2 protein-coding genes are annotated in these 414 nt (G+C 75.1%); one reads left to right on the top strand and one right to left on the bottom strand.

The annotated features are described in order from the left end of the window. Window positions 1-223: hypothetical protein (locus KOE80_RS20190; RefSeq protein WP_226349853.1), on the top strand; the 223-nt coding region annotated here is incomplete at its 5' end. Window positions 224-238: 15 nt separating this feature from the next. On the opposite strand, the gene KOE80_RS20600 is transcribed toward KOE80_RS20190, so the two are convergent. Continuing rightward, window positions 239-412, bottom strand: coding sequence for an aminoacyl-tRNA hydrolase (locus KOE80_RS20600; protein WP_226349854.1), 174 nt, complete (start codon window positions 410-412; stop codon window positions 239-241). Window positions 413-414: the final 2 nt, after the last annotated feature.

Raw genomic sequence — 414 nt, 5'->3', positions numbered from 1 at the left:
CCTCAGCCCCGTGCGCGGGCTCGTGCTGTGGGCGGAGATCGGCTTCTGGCTCGGCACGGCGCTCGGCCTCGTCGCCCTCGCGCTCGGGATCACAGCCATCGCCACGCGGCGCGGCCGGGGCTTCGGCGTCGCCGCGGTCGTCATCGCGGCTGTCGGACCGTTCCTCTACGGGATCACGGTCGGCGCGTTCGTCATCGCCGGAATCGCCGCCGGCGCGTCCTGACGACGCCGCCTCCCCTCACGCGCGCGGCGCGTGGAATCTCTGCTGCGCGGCGAGCAGCCCCTCGCCGATGATCTGCTCCACGGCATCCGCAGCGTCGCCGACGAGGATCGGCAGCTGCGCACGCTCGGCGGCCGCGAACGGGTCGAGCACCCAGTCGGCGGGGTCTTGCCGACCGGGCGGGCGCCCGATGC

This window comes from Alcaligenes sp. 13f (assembly GCF_020496585.1).
Classification (GTDB): Bacteria; Pseudomonadota; Gammaproteobacteria; order Burkholderiales; family Burkholderiaceae_B; genus Alcaligenes; species Alcaligenes phenolicus.
Note: the sequence above shows the minus strand (reverse complement) of the source record. Positions and strands in the feature narration are given on the sequence as shown.